Here is a 20,476-nt window from a genome sequence, read left to right as displayed (position 1 = left end):
CACAACACCATGAAAGAACGCAATACGACTTTAGGCGAGTTTATAATCGAAAAACAGGAAGAGTTTAAGTATTCTTCCGGCGAATTGTCCCGTATTATCAACGCCATACGACTGGCGGCCAAAGTGGTGAATTATAAAGTAAACAAAGCCGGTTTGGTGGATATCGTAGGTGCGGCGGGCGAGCAGAATGTACAGGGCGAAGACCAGCAGAAACTCGATGTGTATGCCAACGAAGTGTTCATTCAAACGTTGATTAACCGCGAGATTGTGTGCGGAATTGCCTCGGAAGAAAACGACGATTTTATCACCATCCACGGAAAATCCGGAGACGACACCAACAAATATGTGGTTTTGATGGATCCGCTGGACGGTTCTTCCAACATCGACGTGAATGTTTCCGTAGGAACGATTTTTTCGGTGTACCGACGCGTGACGCCAATCGGAACTCCGGTAACCCTGGAGGATTTTCTGCAGCCGGGCGATCAGCAGGTAGCAGCCGGGTACGTGATTTACGGCACCTCTACCATGTTGGTTTATACCACCGGTCACGGGGTTAACGGGTTTACCCTGAATCCGGCCATCGGAACGTTCTATTTGTCGCATCCGAACATGCGTTACAGCGAAAACGGTAAAATCTATTCGGTAAACGAAGGGAATTACATTCACTTTCCGCAAGGAGTGAAAGATTATATCAAGTATTGTCAGATGGAAGAAGGCGATCGTCCGTATACGTCCCGATACATCGGAAGTTTAGTGTCCGATTTTCACCGGAACATGATTAAAGGCGGCATCTACATTTATCCGACCAGTTCCAAAGCCCCGAAAGGGAAACTGCGTCTGTTGTACGAATGCAACCCGATGGCGTTCATCGCAGAACAGGCCGGAGGAAAAGCGTCAGACGGCTACCAGAGAATCATGGAAATCAAACCCACCGAATTGCACCAACGCGTACCGTTCTTCTGCGGCAGCAAAAACATGGTGGAAAAAGCCGAAGAATTCATGGCGAAATATAAATAGGTGCTAAGGTATTGAGTTAAAAAGGCGTAAAAATTATAGTTTCTACGCCTTTTTTATGTTTCTTCGGTTCTGATTGTCAAACCTTAGTGCTTTAGTGCCTCGTAACTACTTATTCATATGCTGCATTTCATACACAAAAGTGTCCAGATCTACGTGCAGGATTAACAGGGAAAGTGCTTTTTCCACAATCAGGCTTACATTTGCGGGGGTAAAACCGAGTGCCAAAGCAAATTTGCTCAGAATTTCTTTTTGTTTCGGGCCTAAAACCTGATCGACATAAACCATTCGGGATAAGTCGTACAGGCGTTCCAGTCGTTGCGTGTAAAGGGACGGCGGGTTGACCGGATATTTTAACGGGTTTTCGAGGATTTCTTCGTATTCCTCCGGAGAAATTTCCAGTTGTACGGCCAGTTTGTCGAGGAAGGCTTTTTCTTCCGGACTCAAATCGCCGTCGGCAATGGCAACCCTTACAATGGCGGAAAAATGCCCTTTGTTGCGGGTTTTAAATTCGCTGTCGTATAAATCTGATAATGGCATAGTTGTGTTTTTTAGTGTCTATCAAATTTACAAAAAAATAAGTTTTTTAGGACGGCTTATTTTAAGCTTTTCTTAACGGAAGAAAACAATTTGCAAAATAAATTGTAAGTTTGAGAACCCAATCTAAAAACTAAAAAAGAAATGTCTGAATTTTTAACGTATTTCAATATCGGTTTGCGCCATGTACTCGATATTAATGCCTATGATCACGTTCTGTTTTTAATTGCACTGGTAACGCCTTATGCCTTCAAAGACTGGAAGCGGGTGCTGATTTTGGTGTCTTTGTTCACGCTTGGGCATACGCTGTCGTTGCTGCTTTCCGTATACGGGATTGTAATTATCAAGGCCAGTTTAATAGAATTCCTGATTCCGATTACGATACTGACTACCGCGCTGTTTCATCTTTTTACGGCAGGCAAGTCGGGTAAGAACGAGAGTATTACGTTTATAGCGATGGTTACCCTGTTTTTTGGAATCATTCACGGATTGGGGTTTTCCAACTACTTTAAAGCTATTTTGCCCGGAAACGCTTCGGATAAATTAGTCCCGCTGCTGGAATTTGCCCTGGGAATTGAAGCCGCTCAGATCATAGTGGTGTTTGTTGTGTTAATTATCTCTTATATAGTTCAGACCTTTTTCCGCTTTTCAAAACGCGACTGGACCCTTGTGATGTCCGCTTTTGTAGTAGGCGTGGTGTTGCCGATGATTGCAGAGAGTGAGATCTGGAACCGATAACCATGAAAGAAAAAAAGAAATCAAAATACGATAAGGCCTATTTGCGTATCGCCAAAGAATGGGGACAATTGTCCTACTGTACGCGCAAAAAGGTTGGCGCAATTATTGTGAAAGACCGAATGATCATCTCCGACGGGTACAACGGAACCCCAACCGGATTTGAAAACTGTTGCGAAGACGAAGAAGGCTATACGAAATGGTATGTGCTTCACGCAGAGGCCAACGCGATTTCAAAAGTAGCGCGCTCCACACAGTCCTGTGAAGGTGCGACACTTTATATTACGCTGTCGCCGTGTAAGGAATGCAGTAAATTGATTCACCAGTCCGGCATTAAACGGGTGGTGTATTTTGAAGGCTATAAAGACGATTCCGGTCTGGATTTTTTAAGAAAAGCGGGTGTTGAGGTAGATCACATCACCGAATTGGAACAATGAAAATAAAGCGCATATATTTACCAATGCTGATTGCCGCAACCTTAGCGGTCGGTTTTCTCATTGGGGGATATTTGAATTTTTCAGGGCCGAAGGACTTTACGGCGAACACGAACCGCAGCAAGCTGAACAAGCTGATGGAACTCATCGAAAACGAGTATGTGGATGATGTCAATGCCGATTCGATAGTCGATTTAACGGTAAACGGAATTCTGGAGAAACTCGATCCGCATTCGGTTTACATCGCCAAAAGTGAAATGGAGCAGGTAACGCAAAGCATGAAAGGCGATTTTGTGGGCATCGGCGTTAATTTTTACATGTACAAAGATTCGGTAGCCATCATCAAACCGATTGCCAACGGACCGTCTGAAAAAGCGGGTTTAAAAGCCGGTGACCGTATTCTTTTTGCGGACAGAACCAAGCTGTTTGGCAGAAAATTGCCTTCTGACAGTCTGTTTGCCAAATTAAAAGGCGAAGAAGGTTCCAAAGTGAATCTGACGGTGTATCGCCGTTCCGAAAACCGAAAATTCAAGGTAAACGTGACGCGCGGAGTGGTTCCAATTAAAAGCGTGGATATCGCCACCATGCTGGATGCAAAAACCGGTTATATCAAAATCAACCGTTTTGCCGAAACGACATACAAAGAATTTCACGCAGGCTTGCTCAATCTGAAAAAACAAGGCATGACCGAACTGATTGTCGACCTTCGCGAAAACGGGGGCGGTTATATGGAAATCGCGGCCCAGATTGCCGATGAATTCCTTAAAAAGAAAGAACTCATTGTAGAAGTAAAAAACAAAAAAGGCAATATCGACAAAACTTTTGCCAGTGAAAAAGGCAATTTCGAAAATGGCAAACTCTATGTTTTAATCAACGAAAATTCCGCTTCTGCCAGTGAAATTTTGGCCGGAGCCATACAGGATAACGACAGAGGGATCATTGTGGGAAGACGTTCTTTCGGAAAAGGACTGGTGCAAAAGGAAATGCCGTTGGGTGATGGCTCTGCCGTGCGTTTAACCGTGGCGCGCTATTATACGCCTTCCGGACGTTCCATCCAGAAACCGTATGATCATGGAACAGAAGAATATTTCAGCGATTTCGAAAAACGGTTCATCAGCGGCGAACTTTTTGCGGCCGACAGTATTAAAGTAGCCGACAGTCTGAAATTTAAAACCAAAAAAGGGCGTGTGGTTTATGGCGGTGGTGGGATCATTCCGGATATTTTTGTACCGATTGAAGGCAGTCACGGGGATGAAGCACTGAGCATGCTAATGCAGTCGGGAATTGCCGGTTATTTCGTTTTCGAACAACTGGATAAAGACCGCAAATCCTTTCAACTCTTGACCTTTTCGCAAATGTTGAACAAACTGAACAATACAGACGCATACTTCAATAATTTCAAAAACTATATCGCCACCAGCGGCCTGATTTTAAATCTTGAGGGCAGCAAAGAACGGGTTAAACGCTATTTGGCAGCCGAATTTGCCAGACAGCTTTTCGACGAAAACAAATATTTTCAGATAGTGCTGAAAGAAGATCCGATGGTAAAACGGGTTCTGAATAAAAAATAAAAGTTTCTTATTTGCGGATGCTATCGTGACTGTGAGTCTCCAATCCGTTATTCCATAAGACCAAAATATCGGTAGCCACAGCGGCGCCACTTCCCGCGGCTATGGAAAGCTGACTGCGGTGTCCGGCCAAAGTACCGCAAACGTAAATGCCGTCCGCTACCTTATGGTCGTGGTTTTTTAACTGGATTCTGTTTTTCTCCGGGACGGATTTTTTATGCGGTTCGAGAAATTCCATTAAGCCGTCAATGGCAAAAAGATTGGACGAACCGATAGCTACAACAATTGCTTTTGCGGAGTACGTATTTTTATTGGTGGTTACCGTAAAATTTCCGGAGGCGCCACTAACAGACAGCACTTTTTCCATTTCGATTTGTTCGATATGCGGATAGACTTCAGCCAAATGCGCAGTACTTTCGGGTAATAACTCCGAACCTAATTTTCCGTTGGGAATACCGTAAGCGTTGTGAAAAATGGCGTCCTGTAACGAAGAAGCTTTCTGGTGGGTGATGATGCCGATTTTTTTATCGGTAACGAAAGGTTTCTTTTGTGCGGAACCTAAAATCAAAGCGCAGGAAACGCCTGAAACCCCGCCGCCAATAATCAGAACATCGAACATCTTTGGAACCGTTTTTTGGGATTACTCTCTGGTTTTTTCGTCGATGATCTTCGACATTCTGAAAATCAAAAGGATGCAGATGGCACACAAGGAGGCTGCAATACCAATCAGGGCTACCATGCTGTTTCCTTCAAAAAGATTACTGAAATCCAGCAAAGTAATGTTAAAAATGATTAGACCCAGGGCCAGGGCAATCAGAACATAAGTAAATACTTTCATCGCCATTAAAAATTAATCAAATAGGGGGTAAAACTACTAAAATTCAGGTTAAACAAACAGACCTTTAACATTAGCGGCAAATAATTTAACAGCGATAGCCAGTAAAATCACGCCAAATACCTTCCGGATAACTCCCAAACCGTTTTTTCCTAAGGCTTTTTCTATTTTGGAAGACGATTTTAAAACCGCATACACAATAATAATATTAATCAGCACCGCAATCACGATGTTGATGCTTTGGTATTCGGCGCGTAAGGACAGCAAAGTGGTCATGGTTCCGGCTCCTGCAATCAGTGGAAAAGCGATTGGGACAATGGAGGCCGTACTCGGTTCTTCATCTTTATATAAGGTGATGCCCAAAATCATTTCCAAAGCCAGAAAAAACAACACAAACGAACCGGCCACGGCAAACGATTTTACATCCACGCCCATGAATTTTAAGATTTCCTCCCCTACAAAAAGGAACGCAATCATGATGATGCCGGCTACTGCAGACGCTTTTTCAGATTCAATATGGCCTACTTTGCTGCGTAAATCGACAATGATGGGAATAGTGCCTACAATATCAATTACGGCGAACAAAACCATACCAACGGTCAGTATTTCTTTTAAATCGAGATTCATTACGTGTGTTTTTTGAAGGTGCAAAATTACCTTAATCTTAACACGAAGTTAGCTAATAAATCGTTAAAATTTAACAGTTTCGGCGTGAAAGTTGCCGTTTCAAAAAATTGAAAATCAGTTGCTTAATTGAGAGGAAGTGATTTCAGAATCAGTATATTTGTATGAGGTTTAAAATCAAATTGATATGAAAGGTTTAAAAACAGTATGGATGATAACGTTGCTGCTGATGTTCAGCGGCAGTCATGCACAGATTTTCGATAAAATTAAAGAAGCAGCCAGCCAGACTGCAGCGAAAAAAACGAAAAGTAAAACGGGCGATAAAGCCGCAAACCGCAACGACTCATACAAAGGCATGGGATTCGGAAAAAACAAAGTGGATGTTTCCCAGGTGTCGGATGTATACGACTTTACCTGGAAGTATGCCATGAAAGTTACCGCAGATAAAGGAAAAGACGTAGTCGTGGATTATTTTTTACAGCCTAACGCCGAATATGTTGGGACTTCTGCGAATCAATCGGGTTCGGATATGTTTATGGTAATGGACAACAAAAATAAAATCATGGTAACCGCTTTCGGTTCCGGAGCCGAAAAAATGGCGCTGGCTTCCAAAATGCCGGAGTATGAAAAATCAGCCGATGAACTCGATCCCAAATACACGAAATTTACTTATAAAGCCTTGCCGAATAAAGTGATTTTAGGCTACAATTGTAAAGGTGTCGAGGCTTCAAATGCCAGTTACATTATGAAATTCTATTATACGACCGATGCCAAAGTGAGTTTTGCCAATGTTTTCAATGTACAGCACAGTAAAAGCAAAATGCCGGATTTTTTCAAAAATTATTTCAAACCGAATGAAAAACCGCTCCTGCTGCTGATGGAGTCAAAAGATTTGGAAAACGGCGGGAAAACTACCGTGATGGAGTGCATTGCCTTAGACAAAGAAACCAAAAGCTTTAAAAAAGCCGAGTATAAATTCATGTAATGTTAATTCGTTAAAGGATTTGTGATTTCAGACAGGAAACCATTACCTTTGCCCCATGTTTCAGTTAGGAAAAACCATAGTATCGGAAGAAATTCTGGAAAAAGAATTTGTGTGCAACCTTTCGGCTTGTAAAGGGGCTTGTTGTGTGGATGGTGATGCCGGTGCGCCGCTGTCCGAAGAAGAAACTAAAATTCTGGAAGATATTTTTCCGAAAGTAAAACCGTTTTTACGTCCGGAAGGCATTGCGGCTATCGAAGCGCAGGGTACTTCTGTAATCGGTGAAGACGGCGAATTTGAAACGACTTTAATTGACGGAGCCGACTGTGCTTACGTTATTTTCGACGGTCCAACCGCGCTTTGCGGTATTGAGCAGGCTTATAATCAGGGGATTGTCGATTGGAAAAAACCGATTTCCTGTCATTTGTATCCTGTCCGTGTCAAGGAATATTCCGAGTTTTCCGCGGTGAATTACCATAAATGGCACATTTGCGACGATGCCTGTTCCCTAGGAAAAGAACTGGAAGTTCCGGTGTATAAATTTCTCAAAGAATCCTTAACGCGAAAATTTGGTACCGAGTGGTATGCCGAATTGGAAAAAATTGCCGAAGAGTATAAAAAGTAGCCTTCTTTTTACGGATTTTTAAACGGGCTTTAAGCCAATGTTTTACTGTGGTTCAGACAGTATTTGTAGGATTTTATTCAATTGTAATATACTGAAAATCAATAATTTGTTAAGATAAATTTTCGGCGAAAGAAAAATCTTCATTGTTAAAAACTCGGTCGAATTGTGAATAAGTTTGGCTTTCTTTTTACGATTCAAATGACAATCTTTGTAAACCCCAATCGAGTTAAATAATCATTTTTTTAAACGTATAAAAGTCAAGATACTATGTCAGTAGTTGAACCTATATTGCAGGAAAACAAAGACCGCTTTGTAATTTTCCCGATCAAACACCACGATATCTGGGAATGGTATAAGAAATCACAGGCCAGTTTCTGGACAGCGGAAGAGATCGATTTGCACCAGGATTTAACCGACTGGAACAGCAAGTTGAATGACGACGAAAAATATTTCATCAAACACATTTTGGCGTTTTTTGCTGCTTCGGACGGTATCGTAAATGAGAATTTGGCAGAGAATTTCGTTAACGAAGTGCAATATCCGGAAGCTAAATTTTTCTACGGCTTTCAAATCATGATGGAAAACATTCACAGCGAAACGTATTCCTTATTGATTGACACTTACGTGAAAAACGAAGACGAGAAAAACCAGTTGTTCCACGCCATTGAAGTATTCCCGGCGATTAAGAAAAAAGCGGAATGGGCGCTAAAATGGATTGAATCCGATTCGTTTGCCGAAAGGCTGATTGCGTTTGCGGCGGTAGAAGGCATCTTCTTCTCCGGAGCGTTCTGTTCGATTTTCTGGTTGAAAAAACGCGGTTTGATGCCGGGTCTAACGTTTTCAAACGAATTGATTTCGAGAGATGAAGGTGTGCACTGTGATTTCGCGGTACACCTGCACAACAACCACTTGGTAAACAAAGTTTCCAAATCGAGAATTACGGAAATCATCACCGATGCGTTAAACATTGAAAGAGAGTTCATTACCGAGTCACTTCCGGTGAGTTTAATCGGAATGAACGCCGGATTGATGACACAGTACCTGGAATTTGTGGCCGATCGTTTGTTAGTGGAATTAGGATGTTCGAAAGTATACAACTCCAACAACCCGTTCGATTTCATGGACATGATTTCATTGCAGGGGAAAACGAATTTCTTCGAGAAACGCGTATCCGAATATCAGAAAGCAGGCGTTTTAAACAAAGACACCGATTCGCAAAAAATTAGCTTCGACGCTGATTTTTAATCGAATAACATTTTAAAATTCACGGCCTTGCGCCAACAATAAATAATTAACCTTCAAAACAGTAACAGTATGTATGTAGTAAAAAGAGACGGAAGAAGAGAGCCGGTAATGTTCGACAAGATTACCGACCGTGTGAGAATTTTGTGCTACGGATTAAACGATTTGGTTGATCCGGTAAAAGTTGCCATGCGTGTTATTGAAGGTTTGTACGACGGGGTAACCACTTCAGAGTTAGATAATTTAGCAGCGGAAACAGCGGCTTCCATGACGGTAACCCACCCGGATTACGCACAGCTGGCAGCGCGTATTGCGGTTTCCAACCTGCATAAAAATACCAAGAAATCCTTCTCGGAAACCATGGCGGACATGTACCACTATGTGAACCCGAGAACCGGACAGGCTTCTCCGCTTTTGTCGGATGAGGTATACGAAGCGATTATGGCAAACGCCGAGATTTTGGACTCGTCCATCATCTACAACCGCGATTTCAACTACGATTATTTCGGATTTAAAACTCTGGAACGTTCCTATTTGTTGCGCATTAACGGACAGATTGTAGAGCGTCCGCAACATATGTTAATGCGTGTTTCTGTGGGGATTCACCTGAACGATATTCCTGCTGCGATTGAAACCTATGAGTTGATGTCGAAAAAATTCTTCACGCACGCGACGCCAACGCTTTTCAACGCGGGAACACCGAAACCGCAAATGTCTTCCTGTTTCCTTTTAACGATGCAGGACGACAGTATCGACGGCATTTATGACACTTTAAAACAAACCGCAAAAATCTCGCAATCCGCGGGAGGAATCGGGTTGTCTATTCATAACGTAAGAGCTACCGGATCGTACATCCGCGGCACAAACGGAACCTCAAACGGTATTGTGCCGATGTTGCGTGTCTTCAATGACACCGCGCGTTACGTAGATCAGGGTGGTGGAAAACGTAAAGGTAGTTTTGCAATTTACGTAGAACCTTGGCACGCTGATATTTTTGACTTTTTGGATTTGAAGAAAAATCACGGAAAAGAAGAAATGCGTGCCCGCGACTTGTTCTACGCCATGTGGATGAACGACTTGTTCATGAAACGCGTGCAGGAAGATGCGCACTGGACGTTAATGTGTCCTAACGAATGTCCGGGCTTATACGATGTATATGGGGAAGAGTTCGATAAAATGTATATCGCTTACGAAGAAGCCGGAAAAGGAAGAAAAACCATCAAAGCCCGTGAGCTTTGGGAAAAAATATTAGAGTCGCAAATCGAAACCGGAACGCCGTACATGTTGTACAAAGACGCGGCGAACCGCAAATCGAACCAGAAAAATTTAGGAACCATCCGTTCTTCAAATTTGTGTACGGAGATTTTGGAATATACTTCAGCCGATGAAATTGCGGTATGTAACTTAGCGTCGATTTCGTTGCCGATGTTTGTGGAAAACGGTCAGTTCAACCACCAGTTGCTGCACGATGTAACCAAACGTGTTACCCGTAACTTAAACAAAGTAATTGACAGAAATTACTATCCGGTAAAAGAAGCGGAAAATTCCAACATGCGTCACCGTCCGGTAGGCTTAGGTGTGCAAGGTTTGGCCGATGCGTTCATTTTGTTAAGAATGCCGTTTACTTCGGATGAAGCTAAAAAATTAAACCAGGAAATCTTCGAAACCATTTATTTCGCGGCGGTTACGGCTTCCATGGAAATGGCAAAAGAAGAGGGGCCTTACTCAACTTTCCAAGGATCACCGATTTCTCAGGGAGAATTCCAGTACAACCTTTGGGGCTTAAAAGACGAAGATTTGTCCGGCCGTTGGGATTGGGCATCGCTTCGCAAAGAAGTAATGACACACGGGGTACGCAACTCGTTGTTAATGGCGCCGATGCCAACCGCTTCGACTTCGCAAATCTTAGGGAACAACGAAGCGTTTGAACCGTATACGTCCAACATTTACACCCGTCGTGTATTGTCCGGAGAGTTCATCGTGGTGAACAAACATTTGTTACAGGATTTGGTGAACTTAGGCTTGTGGAACGAAAACCTGAAACAGGAAATCATGCGTGCTAACGGTTCGATTCAGGATATCGACGGCATTCCGCAGGATATCAAAGAATTGTACAGAACGGTTTGGGAAATGAGTATGAAAGACATTATCGATATGTCGCGTCAGCGCGGGTATTTCATCGACCAGTCGCAATCGCTTAACCTGTTTATGGAAGGCGCTACGTTTGCCAAATTAACGTCGATGCACTTCTATGCATGGCAGTCCGGTTTGAAAACAGGAATGTATTATTTGAGAACGAAATCTGCGGTAGATGCGATTAAATTTACGCTGAACAACGACAAAAAAGCAGAACCAATCGCCGTAGCAGCCGAAGTAGCCAACGAAAATCAGGAAATGACTCCGGAAGAATTCCGAGCGATGCTGGAACGTTCTAAAAACGCCGGACCGGAAGACTGCGAAATGTGCGGATCTTAACCAAAGAATTTGATTTGTAGTAATAGAGTGAAAGCAGCTGTCATTTTTGGCGGCTGTTTTTTTATATTAGCAGAAAAATAATAAGACAATGGAAAACAAAACATTCAGGGTAACCTCAAATTTATGGGCCACACAGGGACAACGCTTTGTTAATTATATTATTGACTGGGTCATTCAGTTTGGATTGGCGGTTTTATTGCTGATTGGCGTTGGAATCGTTCTGGTTGCTATGGGTGATACTGCTTTTTTTGAAAGAATTGACAATATGGGAAAGCTTGGGGAATACGCTTTTGGAGCTGTAGTCACCCTGATTTATTATGCGCTTTTTGAAGCGTTTCTTTCCAGAACAATTGCCAAATACATTACCAAAACGGTGGTAGTGATGGCCGATGGTTCAAAACCGGATTCGGGAACCATTATTAAACGAACGTTTTGCCGGTTAATCCCTTTTAATGCGTTTTCTTTTTTAGGTGACGGAAGAGGCTGGCACGATACCATCTCCGATACTTATGTGGTTCAGAAAGATTTGTTTGAAGAGAAGAAACGCCTGTTTTATTCTTTTGAGGAAATCGGTGCAAAGGAAGAGAATTAATCGGTTAGCATGAGCACTTTATATTTTACCGACCGAAGCAACGTCAATCTCGAAGAGGTGGTTTTTAACGAAGCCGTATCCAAACAGATTAACCAGTTTCTGAAAGAATACCAGTTTCGGGAAGTGCTGGAACAATACGAGTTGCCGGTCATCAATAAAATGCTGTTGTACGGCAAAACCGGGTGCGGTAAAACCATGACTGCCAAGGCGATTGCCAAAAAACTCGACAAGAAAATCATCATTGTGAATCTGGCGAGCATCGTGTCTTCGAAATTGGGCGAAACCGCTAAAAACATAGAAGGACTGTTCAAAGAAGTGAATTACGAAAGCGCCGTGTTGTTTTTTGACGAATTCGATTCGTTAGGGCAAATCCGCGATTACGACAACAAAGACAACAGTGAAATGAAACGCGTGGTGAATGCGATTTTACAGTTGATTGACCATTTTCCGAAGAAATCGATTTTAATTGCCGCCACCAATCAAATCCAGATGATCGACGAAGCTTTAGTGCGCCGTTTTGAACTGAAACTGGAGTTTACGCTGCCTTCCAGAGAAATCCTGGATAAGTATTACGATACGCTGTTGGCGAAATATCCGTCTGAGTTTACGAAACTGGAACGGATTTACGACGTGTCCTTTGCGGAAGCCAAAAACCATGTGTTCAAAGAAGTGAAAAACAATATCATTCAGGCAGAAATCAATAAATTACATTAACATGCAACTGGTCCGAACCACATCCGACAATCCCGATTTCAAACATCTCACGCAGTTGTTCGATACCTTTTTAATCGATATCGACGGTGACGAGAAGGATTTTTTTGCCCAATACAATCAGATTTACCTGGAGCATGTAATTGTTTGTTATGAAGAAGGCATAGCGGTGGGTTGCGGCGCCGTAAAAGCATACGATGGCGAAACCGGAGAAATCAAACGCATGTTTGTGCATCCTGAACACCGCAACAAAGGAGTGGCCACGAAAGTTTTGCAGGAATTAGAAAAATGGGCAAAGGAATTGGGATTTACCGCCTGTATTCTGGAAACCTCACAAAAACTGGTGAATGCCATTGCGCTCTATAAAAAATTCGGGTACCAATCCATTCCGAATTACGGGCAGTATATCGGTGTGGCCAGCAGTACCTGCATGAAAAAAGAACTAAAATAAAACGAGATACCCTATGATGCATTGGGAACAGCTGTTGTCCTTAAAACGACAAGGCGACACAAGCAAACGACTGCGAAAAGAACAGGACGACACCCGTTTGGGGTTTGAAGTGGATTACGACCGGATCATCTTTTCTTCGGCTTTCCGAAGTCTGCAGGACAAAACTCAGGTCATTCCGCTTTCCAAAACGGATTTCGTGCATACGCGTTTAACGCATAGTCTGGAAGTTTCCGTGGTCGGTCGTTCCTTAGGACGGTTGGTCGGGAAGAAGATTTTGGAAAAATACCCGTACCTGAAAGAAGTACACGGCTATCACATGAACGATTTCGGAGCTATCGTAGCGGCTGCGGCTTTGGCGCACGACATCGGGAATCCGCCGTTTGGGCATTCTGGGGAAAAAGCCATCGGCGAATATTTCAAAACCGGGAAAGGGCAGCAGTACAAAGAACAGCTTTCGGATAAAGAATGGCAGGATTTAATTGATTTTGAAGGCAATGCCAACGGGTTTTCGGTGCTGACGAGTTCCCGTCCGGGCGTGGAAGGCAGTCTGCGCTTAACGTATGCCACTTTGGGCGCTTTTATGAAATACCCGAAAGAAAGCCTTCCGAAAAAACCAACGCCGTATATTGCCGATAAAAAATACGGTTTCTTCCAACAGGACAAGGAATTCTTCAAAGAGGTAGCCAAGGAATTGGGCATGATTCCGAACAAATCCGGTAGTGATATTGGGTTCGAGCGTCATCCGTTGGCTTTTTTAGTAGAAGCGGCTGACGATATTTGTTACACCATCATCGATTTTGAAGACGGGATTAATTTAGGTCTGATTCAGGAAGAATTTGCGCTTGAATACCTGATAAAACTGGTAAAAAACAATATTGATTCGGACAAATACAAAGCGCTTACCACTAAAGAAGACCGCATCAGTTATTTGAGAGCCTTAGCCATTGGAAGTTTGATTAACGACGCCGTGAACGTGTTTCTGGAAAACGAGGAAGCGATTTTAAAAGGCCAATTCCATTCGGCACTGACCGATAAAAGCCAGTTCAAAGCGCAGATGAACGATGTCATCAAAATCAGTGTAAAAAACATTTACCAAAGCAAAGAAGTAATCGAAAAAGAAGTGGTGGGCTATCAGGTCATCAATACACTTTTGGATAAATTCTGTACGGCTTACAACAACAAATTCGAAGGGAAATCTAGCAATTACGACGAACTGATTTTAAAATTGTTGCCCGAGAAATTCGTGACCGATAAAATGAGTCTGTACGAACGATTGATGCATATTTGTCATTTTGTTTCGATGCTTACCGACGGAAAAGCATTGCAATTATTTAAAACTATTCAGGGAATTAGTTGAAAAAAACGTTATTATTTTGTTAATCGAATTAAAAGTTTAATTTTGTGATACTTAACTAAAAACTAACAACAGATTAAGCGATGAAAAAAATTACTCTAGGTTTATTTTTTCTGGTACCTCTTTTAGGTTTTTCTCAGGAACCGCTTCAAAAAATTAAGGCGTATGCAGAGAAAAATCGTACCAAATTTTCTTTGACCAATCAGGATATTTCGGATTTGGTTATAGTAAACGAATTCAGTTCCGAATCGACCGGAATCAATAATTATCACGTAAAACAACGTCACAGCGGTATCGAAGTGTTTAATTCGGATTCCAATTTCTGGATTAAAAACGGAGAAGTAATCAACGGTGGGGAAGACTTCATTCCAAATGTTGCAGCTAAAGTAAATGCGGTAACTCCGGCGAAGAGTGTTACCTATGCTTTGATGGACGTTTTAGACGATATCGGTGAAAATCAATTAACCGGAGTTCAGGTTATTGAGAGCTCTAACTATGATTTCAAACTAACCAACGGAATTTTGGTTGAAGATCCGATTCGCGCAGAGCTGGTATATTTTCAAACCGATGCGAACACCTTAAAGTTGGCCTGGGATTATGAATTTTATTCCCAAGACACCAAACATCTTTGGAATCTGAAAGTAGATGCCCTGGACGGTAAAATTTTAGATCAAAAAGACATGGTGATTTCCTGTTCATTCGGAAGTAATCACGGTACACATTCTCATACCGGAATCAATTTTTCAAATAAAGTATTTAAAGACGCTGCTTCAGCTGCAATGCTTACTCCGGGGACAACAAATTACAGAGTTGTTCCTTGGAATTACGAAAGTCCGAATCACAGTCCTAGACAGTTAATTACAAATCCGGAATACACTGTTAATGCGTCTCCGAATGGTTGGCATAACACGAATAATACCATTGGAGGAGGGAATGCGGCAACACAATTTAGAACTTCAAGAGGAAATAATGTGGCCGCTAAGGATGATCTAAACGGCGACAATTCAGGTTCTTTAATAATGGGAGTGGGAACATATCCGGATTTAACTTTTGATTTTCCTTATCCGGGAACCGCTGTGGCGGCTAACACATATTTACAGGCTGCTGTTACGAATTTATTCTACATGAATAATATCATGCACGATTTGTGGTATCAATACGGTTTTAATGAAGTTAACAAAAATTTTCAGGTTTCAAATTACGGAAGGGGTGGAGCAGGAAATGATGCTGTCAATGCAGATGCTCAAGACGGTTCGGGTGTAAATAATGCAAATTTCGCCACGCCTAACGATGGTGGGGCGCCAAGAATGCAGATGTATTTATGGGATGTTGGGCCTCAACCAAAACCATTAACCGTGAACTCTCCTGCCTCAATTGCCGGTGAATACGATGCCCGAGATAATAATTTCACAACCGGACACGTTGCATTGCCAGATTTTCCTGCGGGTATAACAGCGGATATTGTTCTTTACAATGACGGAACTCCCGATACATCCGATGCCTGTACTCCAGCGATTAATGCAAGTGAGTTAAACGGGAAAATTGTAATTTTGAGAAGAGGGGATTGTACCTTTGTATCAAAAGTTAAGAATGCGCAAATTGCCGGAGCAATAGCGGTAATAGTAGTGAATAATGTTGACGGTATTATTGTGATGGGAGGAGATGACCCGACAATAACCATTCCGGCAATCAGTGTAACAAATGTTGTTGGAGAAGCCTTGATTGCAGCTTTAAACAATGGTCCTGTTAATGTTACATTGTCAAACAAACCTATAACATTCGTAAATTCTGATGGTGATTTTGACAACGGTATCATAGCGCACGAATACGGTCATGGTATTTCAACCCGATTATCCGGAAACTGTTTGTCCGGAAGCTCTGAGCAACAAGGAGAAGGATGGTCGGATTGGTTTTGGCTGATGATGCAAATCAAACCCGGCGACACCAGAAATGATGCAAGAGGAATTGCAACATTTGCCGCAAATCAGCCTACCTATGGAAACGGAATCAGAGAGTACAGATATTCTACGGATATGTCTGTTAACCCGCACACATTTGGTGATACAAACGATATGTGGTTCTTTAACGGGGTTTCAAATCAGGTTGACTCACATTCCGTAGGTTCAGTTTGGTGTGTAATGCTTTGGGATTTGGCTTGGAACTATATTGATAAATACGGTTACGATCCGAACATTTATACCGGAACCGGAGGGAATAACAAAGTAATGCGTTTAGTGTTGGACGCTATTAAATTGGATGGATGTAATCCTACTTTTGTTACTGCTCGTGATGCTATTATTGCGGCAGATCAGGCGACAACAGGAGGTCAGGATTATTGTTTGATTTGGGAAACTTTCGCAAGAAGAGGTTTAGGACAGTTTGCATCTTCAGGAACTAGCACAGGAGTTGCAGGTATCCAAGATCAAATTGAAGATTTCACCGTTCCTCCTGCAGGACCAAACTGTACATTAGCGGTAGATCAGTTCCATAACGAAAAAGCAATTCGTGTATATCCTAATCCGACACAAGGACAATTGAACATTGCAATCCACAACTACTCCGGTAAACTGAATATTCAGGTTTTCGACTTAAACGGAAGAAAAGTATTCAACCAAGAGGTTAACGATTTCAATGCGCAACGTGCAATCAACCTGTCGAATCTTCAAACAGGAATGTATTTGATTAAAGTGAATGGCGATAACCTAAACTATACTCAGAAAATCATTCTTAACTAATAAGAATTATATATAAAAAAGAAAAAGGGCTTCACGCACAGTGAGGCCCTTTTTTATTGGTAAACATGTAAAATTAAAAAGTATAACTTAAGCCAACGCCCAGAATTTGTTTCAGTTGCAGTTTAGGTCCTTTGGTCACCTGAACGCCGTCCACATCTTCTTTAGATTTGATGTCATCGTCATAAATCATGTGTGTGGCAATACTGGCACGAACATATTGGTTTATGGTCATGTCTAACTGCAGCTGCCAGTCTATGTCAATATTTCCGAAATGGTTGATATAGTCGCTGTACAGGGATAAACGGTGGTCAAGGGCGATGTTCTCGAAAATTTCCCTTTTAAACTGATTGGTTACTAAAATACCAACTTCCGTTCGGGTCTTTCTGCCGTTCCGGATCATGTTTCCTTCTGTGTCATAAACGGCAGGATCTACTCCAAAAGCTCCCTGATTGGCTAATCGTTCATCCAAAACCAAAGTGTTTTTTAACGTCACAGGAGAAAAATAAGCTTTAAATCCTTCGTCTTTATTGATGTATTCCGCTCCAACCCCTAAAAAGATATACGCCGGAGCAAACGGTTTGGAAATGGCCAAATCGGTATTCGGATACGCGTAACCGTTAGTAAACTGAGTGTTAAAGTTAAACTTTGCCGAATAATACCAGTTGGAAATCGTATCGGTTTTAAAACCGGCCGTAGAATTTAACTGTATGGCGTCGTCGGTTTTTCGGGACTCGCGTCCGTCCTGTTTGTTAAGCCCGTAGCGTGCAATAAGTTCGTTGTGCCATACAAAACGGCCTTTTGTATACTTGCGGACAAAAGCGCCTTTTAAAATTCCCGAAATCGAATTTTCACCACCGGCACTCCAGTTTACAAAAGAAACTTGGGTTAAATCGAGCCCGACAATGTTTTTGCCTTCCCAGTGTTTGAGGGTGTCGGTTGCTTCGGTTCGGATAATGTCCTGAGCAAAATTCTGTTGAAAAAAGAAAATGGAAACAATACCCAATAGGTAGGTTTTTACGCAATTCATGATTAAGAGTTAGGTTAAATTTGGTGCAAAAATCAACATTTTCAGCGACTTGAAAAAATAGTTCTCAGACTATTAACGTCGATGCCGCAAATTTGTTGTTGTTCGGATACTGTACCCTGTTCAATGAAACTGTCGGGAACTCCGAGTTTTTTAACGGAAACAGGGAAGTTGTTTTCCGTTACAAATGAAGCAACCAGACTGCCGAAACCTCCAACAACGGTTCCGTCTTCAACCGTGATAAGGTGTTTGTGGGTTTTACAGATGGCGGTTAAAGTTTCCGTATCCAGAGGTTTTACGAACGGAAAATGATAATGGGACAAACGATCCGGATTTTGAGAATCCTTTAGGGCAGCCGTTATATTGTGGGCGATAAAACCAGTCGATACCACCGCAGTTTCAGTTCCTTTTTGAAGCATTTGCGCTTTCCCGATTTCCAATCGTTCAAACGGATGTTGCCAATTCGTAAGAACACCCCGTCCTCTCGGATAGCGAATCGCAATCGGATGTGGCAAACCAAGCTGTGCCGTGTACAGGATGTTGCGCAGCTCCACTTCGTCTTTCGGGGCACAAATCATCATGTTGGGAATGCAGTTCAGGTAGGCAATATCGTAAACACCGTGATGCGTAGCGCCGTCTTCTCCCACTAAACCGGCCCGGTCCAGACAGAAGATTACCGGTAAATTCTGCAGCGCCACATCGTGTATCACCTGGTCGTAAGCTCGCTGTAAAAAAGTGGAGTAAATATTACAGAAAACCACCATGCCCTGCGTGGCCATGCCTGCGGATAGGGTTACGGCGTGTTGTTCGGCAATACCAACGTCGAAAGCGCGTTCGGGTATGGCATCCATCATAAATTTCATGGAAGAGCCCGTTGGCATGGCCGGCGTAATTCCGATTATTTTTTCGTTTTGTCGGGCTAATTCCACTAACGTAAGACCAAAAACATCCTGAAATTTCGGAGGCAAATGTTCATCCGATTTGGGCAGGATTTCCCCCGTTTCCGGATTGAATTTTCCGGGGGCGTGGTATTTTACCTGATCTTCTTCGGCCAGTTGCATGCCTTTTCCCTTGGTGGTAATCACATGCAGAAATTTTGGTCCTTTTTTGTGTTTTAAGCGGTTGAGTTCTTTTAGCAAAGCCTCAAAATCGTGTCCGTCTATGGGACCGGAATAGTCGAAATTGAGCGACTTAATTATGTTGTTCTCCCTCGGATTTTTTCCGGCTTTAACAGAAGTCAGGTACTCTTTCAGCGCCCCGACACTTGGATCGATTCCGATAGCATTGTCGTTCAGAATAACTAACAGATTGGCATCGGTAACCCCCGCATGATTCAGCCCTTCGAAAGCCATTCCCGACGCGATGGACGCATCTCCGATTACGGCAATATGCTGTTTTTCGGTTTCGCCTTTCAGGTTGGAAGCCAATGCCATGCCCAAAGCTGCCGATATGGCTGTGGAAGAATGGCCAACCCCAAACGTGTCGTAAATACTTTCACTTCGCTTGGGAAAACCCGAAATGCCGTGCAGTTGTCGGTTGGTGTGAAAAACATCTTTACGTCCGGTAAGGATTTTATGCCCGTACGCCTGATGGCCAACGTCCCAAACCAATAAATCTTCAGGAGTGTTGAAAACGTAATGCAGGGCAATAGTGAGTTCAATAACCCCCAAACTGGCACCCAAATGCCCTTCTTTTCGGGAAACTACATCAATAATAAAGTCGCGGAGCTCTTTGGCCAAAACAGGTAATTCTTCCGGATGAAGTTTCCGTAAATCATTGGGATTTTGAATGTTTTGTAAGAGTTTCTCCGACATGTTACAAATGTACAACTTGAAATCGCTACTGGCAAGTTGTTTGTTTTAAACAAACACCAATAATTTTATAAGGAGATACCATATGGTACTTATAAAAATAAATTTTAACCATATGAAATTGTATTTTTGTTTTTATGGAAAACATTTTCACCGACGAATATTTTATGAAAAAGGCTTTGCAGGAAGCCCAAGTCGCTTTTGACAAAGGCGAGATTCCTGTAGGTGCCGTAGTGGTTATCGACAATCGCGTCATCGCCCGCACACACAACCTTACTGAGATGCTAAACGATGTAACTGCCCATGCGGAAATGCAGGCTATAACTTCTTCGGCTAATTTTCTCGGAGGGAAATATCTGAAAGACTGCACGCTGTATGTAACGCTGGAGCCCTGCCAGATGTGCGCCGGAGCCTTGTATTGGTCTCAGATTTCAAAAATCGTATTTGGAGCCCGGGACGAGCAGCGCGGCTTTATGGTAATGGGTACCCAACTGCATCCGAAAACCATTGTTGTTAGCGGTGTGATGGAAAACGAATGTGCCGCTTTGATGAAAGAGTTTTTCGCCAAACGGAGAAAGTAAGCAGACCGCTATTGGCAAGAGGTTAAAAAAAAATTTTTATCCTGAATTTTCCTCTTAAAAACATATATAAAAATACCCTACTTTTACTACAATATAAAAATAGCTTTTGCAGTTATGGCAATAATTGGAGTGCTGTGTCTGTTTAC

20 protein-coding genes are annotated in these 20,476 nt (G+C 42.5%); 14 read left to right on the top strand and 6 right to left on the bottom strand.

Features of this window, described 5'->3' with window-relative positions; genetic code table 11:
- Positions 1-9 precede the first annotated feature (9 nt).
- A complete protein-coding gene (fbp, locus tag G498_RS0106135; protein ID WP_026980366.1) occupies positions 10-1,017 on the top strand; it encodes a class 1 fructose-bisphosphatase in 1,008 nt (335 codons plus the stop codon).
- Between the two features lie 105 nt (positions 1,018-1,122).
- Here the strand turns inward: fbp and G498_RS0106130 are convergent, their stop codons facing one another.
- Positions 1,123-1,554, bottom strand: a complete 432-nt coding sequence (locus tag G498_RS0106130) for a tellurite resistance TerB family protein (RefSeq protein ID WP_026980365.1) — start codon at positions 1,552-1,554, stop codon at positions 1,123-1,125.
- A 141-nt stretch (positions 1,555-1,695) separates the two neighbouring features.
- Here G498_RS0106130 and G498_RS0106125 point away from each other — a divergent pair, with 141 nt between their 5' ends.
- Genes G498_RS0106125 through G498_RS0106115 form a run of 3 tightly spaced genes read left to right on the top strand, consistent with a single transcriptional unit; the run spans position 1,696 to position 4,291 of the window.
- Positions 1,696-2,289, top strand: a complete 594-nt coding sequence (locus G498_RS0106125) for a HupE/UreJ family protein (RefSeq protein ID WP_026980364.1) — start codon at positions 1,696-1,698, stop codon at positions 2,287-2,289.
- 2 nt (positions 2,290-2,291) lie between these two features.
- Positions 2,292-2,723, top strand: coding sequence for a deoxycytidylate deaminase (locus G498_RS0106120; RefSeq protein ID WP_026980363.1), 432 nt, complete (start codon positions 2,292-2,294; stop codon positions 2,721-2,723).
- Positions 2,720-4,291: a S41 family peptidase gene (locus tag G498_RS0106115; protein WP_026980362.1), complete on the top strand. Its 1,572-nt coding sequence runs from the start codon at positions 2,720-2,722 to the stop codon at positions 4,289-4,291. Before G498_RS0106120 ends, G498_RS0106115 begins: the two co-directional genes overlap by 4 nt.
- 7 nt (positions 4,292-4,298) lie before the next feature.
- On the opposite strand, the gene G498_RS0106110 is transcribed toward G498_RS0106115, so the two are convergent.
- Genes G498_RS0106110 through G498_RS0106100 form a run of 3 tightly spaced genes read right to left on the bottom strand, consistent with a single transcriptional unit; the run spans position 4,299 to position 5,750 of the window.
- Complete coding sequence (locus G498_RS0106110) at positions 4,299-4,907, bottom strand: FAD-dependent oxidoreductase (protein WP_026980361.1); 609 nt, start codon at positions 4,905-4,907, stop codon at positions 4,299-4,301.
- Positions 4,908-4,928: 21 nt separating this feature from the next.
- A complete protein-coding gene (locus tag G498_RS0106105; RefSeq protein ID WP_026980360.1) occupies positions 4,929-5,126 on the bottom strand; it encodes a hypothetical protein in 198 nt (65 codons plus the stop codon).
- A gap of 48 nt (positions 5,127-5,174) precedes the next feature.
- Positions 5,175-5,750, bottom strand: coding sequence for a MarC family protein (locus G498_RS0106100; RefSeq protein WP_026980359.1), 576 nt, complete (start codon positions 5,748-5,750; stop codon positions 5,175-5,177).
- Positions 5,751-5,934: 184 nt separating this feature from the next.
- On the opposite strand from G498_RS0106100, the gene G498_RS0106095 reads away from it, so the two are divergent.
- The 9 genes from G498_RS0106095 to G498_RS0106055 all read left to right on the top strand — a co-directional run bounded on the left by G498_RS0106095 (position 5,935) and on the right by G498_RS0106055 (position 16,914).
- Positions 5,935-6,732 (top strand): DUF4412 domain-containing protein, encoded by a 798-nt coding sequence (locus G498_RS0106095; RefSeq protein WP_026980358.1) that lies wholly within the window; start codon positions 5,935-5,937, stop codon positions 6,730-6,732.
- 55 nt (positions 6,733-6,787) lie between these two features.
- Positions 6,788-7,354, top strand: a complete 567-nt coding sequence (locus G498_RS0106090) for a DUF3109 family protein (protein WP_026980357.1) — start codon at positions 6,788-6,790, stop codon at positions 7,352-7,354.
- A gap of 267 nt (positions 7,355-7,621) precedes the next feature.
- Complete coding sequence (locus tag G498_RS0106085; protein ID WP_026980356.1) at positions 7,622-8,599, top strand: ribonucleotide-diphosphate reductase subunit beta; 978 nt, start codon at positions 7,622-7,624, stop codon at positions 8,597-8,599.
- Between the two features lie 69 nt (positions 8,600-8,668).
- Positions 8,669-11,071, top strand: a complete 2,403-nt coding sequence (locus G498_RS0106080; RefSeq protein ID WP_026980355.1) for a ribonucleoside-diphosphate reductase subunit alpha — start codon at positions 8,669-8,671, stop codon at positions 11,069-11,071.
- An 88-nt stretch (positions 11,072-11,159) separates the two neighbouring features.
- A complete protein-coding gene (locus G498_RS0106075; protein WP_026980354.1) occupies positions 11,160-11,663 on the top strand; it encodes an RDD family protein in 504 nt (167 codons plus the stop codon).
- A gap of 9 nt (positions 11,664-11,672) precedes the next feature.
- On the top strand, positions 11,673-12,377 hold the full coding sequence (locus tag G498_RS0106070; RefSeq protein ID WP_026980353.1) for an AAA family ATPase: 705 nt from the start codon (positions 11,673-11,675) through the stop codon (positions 12,375-12,377).
- Position 12,378: 1 nt separating this feature from the next.
- Complete coding sequence (locus G498_RS0106065) at positions 12,379-12,825, top strand: GNAT family N-acetyltransferase (protein ID WP_026980352.1); 447 nt, start codon at positions 12,379-12,381, stop codon at positions 12,823-12,825.
- Between the two features lie 16 nt (positions 12,826-12,841).
- Complete coding sequence (locus G498_RS0106060) at positions 12,842-14,182, top strand: deoxyguanosinetriphosphate triphosphohydrolase (protein WP_026980351.1); 1,341 nt, start codon at positions 12,842-12,844, stop codon at positions 14,180-14,182.
- Positions 14,183-14,262: 80 nt separating this feature from the next.
- Positions 14,263-16,914, top strand: a complete 2,652-nt coding sequence (locus G498_RS0106055; protein WP_026980350.1) for a T9SS-dependent M36 family metallopeptidase — start codon at positions 14,263-14,265, stop codon at positions 16,912-16,914.
- A 73-nt stretch (positions 16,915-16,987) separates the two neighbouring features.
- Here G498_RS0106055 and G498_RS0106050 read toward each other — a convergent pair whose 3' ends face one another.
- Together G498_RS0106050 and G498_RS0106045 are read right to left on the bottom strand one after the other, a co-directional pair.
- Positions 16,988-17,941 carry a DUF3078 domain-containing protein gene (locus G498_RS0106050; protein WP_026980349.1) on the bottom strand — a complete coding sequence of 318 codons (954 nt, stop codon included), beginning with the start codon at positions 17,939-17,941 and terminating at the stop codon, positions 16,988-16,990.
- Positions 17,942-17,982: 41 nt separating this feature from the next.
- Positions 17,983-19,752 (bottom strand): 1-deoxy-D-xylulose-5-phosphate synthase, encoded by a 1,770-nt coding sequence (locus tag G498_RS0106045; protein WP_026980348.1) that lies wholly within the window; start codon positions 19,750-19,752, stop codon positions 17,983-17,985.
- Positions 19,753-19,886: 134 nt separating this feature from the next.
- On the opposite strand from G498_RS0106045, the gene G498_RS0106040 reads away from it, so the two are divergent.
- Positions 19,887-20,330: a nucleoside deaminase gene (locus G498_RS0106040; protein WP_026980347.1), complete on the top strand. Its 444-nt coding sequence runs from the start codon at positions 19,887-19,889 to the stop codon at positions 20,328-20,330.
- Positions 20,331-20,476 lie beyond the last annotated feature (146 nt).

This window comes from Flavobacterium suncheonense GH29-5 = DSM 17707 (assembly GCF_000430025.1).
GTDB classification, from domain to species: domain Bacteria; phylum Bacteroidota; class Bacteroidia; order Flavobacteriales; family Flavobacteriaceae; genus Flavobacterium; species Flavobacterium suncheonense.
Note: the sequence above shows the minus strand (reverse complement) of the source record. Positions and strands in the feature narration are given on the sequence as shown.